Source organism: Spirosoma agri (assembly GCF_010747415.1).
Taxonomy (GTDB): Bacteria; Bacteroidota; Bacteroidia; order Cytophagales; family Spirosomataceae; genus Spirosoma; species Spirosoma agri.
This window is the reverse complement of record NZ_JAAGNZ010000017.1, coordinates 1-2,978: the sequence shown is the minus strand read 5'-3', so window position 1 is coordinate 2,978 and position 2,978 is coordinate 1. Positions and strand designations below refer to the sequence as shown.

Genomic DNA, 2,978 nt, shown 5'->3' with positions numbered 1-2,978 from the left:
TGTCTCCGCCACGGGCCGTTAGGGTCACCAAGCTCATCAGGCAGGAGAGGGGGCCATTGTTGGTCAAGCCGGCCTCTGGCACCGTCACATCGCCCACTGCCGTCGTGGAGGCCACCGACGAACAGCCGTTGGCCGAGAGGACCGTCACCGAGTAGGTGCCTGAGGCATTGACCACCGCCTGATTCGTGTTGCCGATCTGAGTCGCTCCACGGCTGAAGACATAGCGTTGTCCGTCCGGACTGGCCGTTAAGGTTACGCTGGTCACCGAACAGGTTAGACTGCCGCTGCTCACCAGACTCGCCACCGGAGCCGCGTTGTCCTGGCTCACACTTACGCTGGCCACCGACGAACAACCATTCCCATTAACGACGGTGACCGAGTAGGTACCGCTGGCGTTAACCACCGCCGTGTTGCCGCTTTGACTCACCACACTCGGGCCCGAGAAGACATAACTCAACCCACTCGGGCTGGCCGTTAGCGTCACACTCGTCACCGCGCAAGTCAAAATGCCGCTGCTCACTAACGTAGCATTAGGAGCCGCGTTATCCTGACTCACGCTGGTACTGGCTACGCTTGAACAGCCATCGCTATTGACCACCGTCACGGAGTAGGTGCCACTGGCGTTCACCACGGCCGTGTTGCCGCTCTGGCTCATCACGCCCGGTCCGCTGAAGACATAACTCAATCCGATCGGACTCGCCCTTAAGGTCACGCTCGTCACGGCACAGGTCAAACTCCCGCTGCTGACCAGGCTGGCTGTTGGGGCCGCGTTGTCCTGGCTCACACTCACGCTGGCTACGCTCGAACAGCCATTGCCATTGACCACCGTGACAGAATAAGTACCGCTGGCGTTCACCACGGCCGTGTTGCCGCTCCGGCTCACGATGCCCGGGCCGCCGAAGAGATAACTCAACCCGTTTGGACTGGCCGTCAGGGTGACGCTCGTCACGGCACAAGTCAGACTGCCGCTGCTGACCAGACGGGTCGTGGGGGTGGCGTTGTCCTGACTGACGCTGGTGCTGGCGATGTTGGAACACCCGTTGCTGCTCACCACCGTCACCGAGTAAGTACCCGCTGCGTTGACGATGGCTGTGTTGCCACTCTGGCTGACCACACCCGGACCACTGAAGGTATAATTGAGCCCGGCGGGGCTGGCCGTTAAGGTAACGCTTGTCACCGAGCAGGTCAAGCTGCCGCTGCTGACCAGACTGGCCGTGGGGGGGGCTGTTGAACTGCTGATGCTGGTGCTGGCTACAGAAGAACAACCGTTGGCGTTAGTCAGGGTAACCGAGTAAGTGTTGGCACTGTTGACCGTAATTACCGGTGTAGTTTCTCCTGTACTCCACAACACAGAGCCACTACCTACCGCCGTTAGGCTAGTTGTCGGACTGGCGCAGGTCAAGGTCGCTGAACTTGGACTGATACTCACAAAAGATACCGCTGTGTTGCTGGTGACATTAGTGCTGGTGCTGCTTATACAGCCGCTGGCGTTGGCGATGGTGACCGAGTAGCTGCCCGGACTGCTCACCGTGCGGGTGTTGCCACTGCCGGCTAGCACCGTTCCATCGGGGGCGGTGAAGGTGTAGGCGCTGGCCCCACTGGTAGCCGTCAGGGTGACACTGGTCACCGAGCAGGTGAGGGGGCCGCTGCTGACCAATGTGGGGGTGGGGGCGGTGTTGGCTGTTACGCTGAGGGTGGCCGTACTGCTGCAACTGCTGCCACTGCTGATGACGATGGTGAAGGTCTGCACCCCCGCCGTAGTCAGCGTAGCCGACACGTTCTGGGTAGTAGTGCTGCTCAGCTTAGCGCCGGCTGGCACGAGCCAGCTATAGATATACCCACTGCCTCCATTGGCACTTAGACTCACCACACCATCCGTACAGACCGCAGGCAGGCTGGCCGACGCCTGGGCCACGAACCCATCGCTGCCGAAGCCGCTGGCACAGAAGGCTGCAAAATCACCGCTCCCTGGCAGACCGGGATTGTTGGAGAAGCTAACATCTCGTCCTCCTCCGCAGAGGGTCGACAGGGAGGCCGGAAAGCAACCCGTCAACTGATTGGTGCTTAAATTAAGAAACTGCAGGCTGGTCAGAGCACTCAGGCTGGTGGGGATCGTACCCGTCAACTGATTGTTATTTAAATAGAGAGCTTGCAGGTTAGTGAGCGCACTCAGGCTGGGGATCGAGCCCGTCAACTGATTGTTGCTTAGAGTAAGCCTTTGTAGGTTGGTCAGAGCCGTAAAACTGCCGGGGATGGTGCCCGTCAACTGATTGGTGCTTAAATTAATAGCTTGCAGGTTAGTAAGCGAACCCAGGTTGGGGGAGATGGTGCCCGTCAACTGATTGGTGCTCAAATTAATAGCTTGCAGGTTGGCAAGCGAACCCAGGCTGGTGGGGATGCTGCCCGTCAACTGATTGGTGCTTAGATCAATAGCTTGCAAGTTAGTGAGCGCACTCAGGCTGGGGGGGATACTGCCCGTTAGCTGATTGTTGTTTAGAAAAAGCCTTTGCAGGTTGGTGAGCATACTCAGGCTGGGGGGGATACTGCCCGTTAGCTGATTGACACTTAAATTAAGTTCCTGCAGATTGGTCAGTCCACTCAGGCTGGGGGGGATGCTGCCCGTTAGCTGATTGTTGCTTAAGAAAAATCTCTGTAGATTAGTTAGACCACCCAGACTAGTGGGGATACTGCCCGTCAACGCGTTATTATCTAGCTCGATACCAGCCAAAGCAGTTAGACTACCCAGCCCCGCTGGAATACTGCCCCCCAACTGGGCGTTGCCGTTGATCTGAATCGTCCGTAGACCCGTCAGCCCGCTCAGACTAGCCGGTAGGCTACCCACCAGGTTGTTCTGGTATAGACTAATTCGACTCACCCGTCCGCTGGTGCATCCCAGGCCAAACCAGGGTTGCCCCCCGTTGCCCGTGCAGGGGTCGCAGCCGCTGAGCCAGCCCGCCTTGTTGGTCCAGTTGCCCCCT

The 2,978-nt window shown here is 58.7% G+C and carries 1 protein-coding gene; it reads right to left on the bottom strand.

From position 1 onward, the window contains the following. A partial coding sequence (locus GK091_RS29265; protein ID WP_212593030.1) for a leucine-rich repeat domain-containing protein occupies positions 1-2,978 on the bottom strand: 2,978 nt, incomplete at both ends.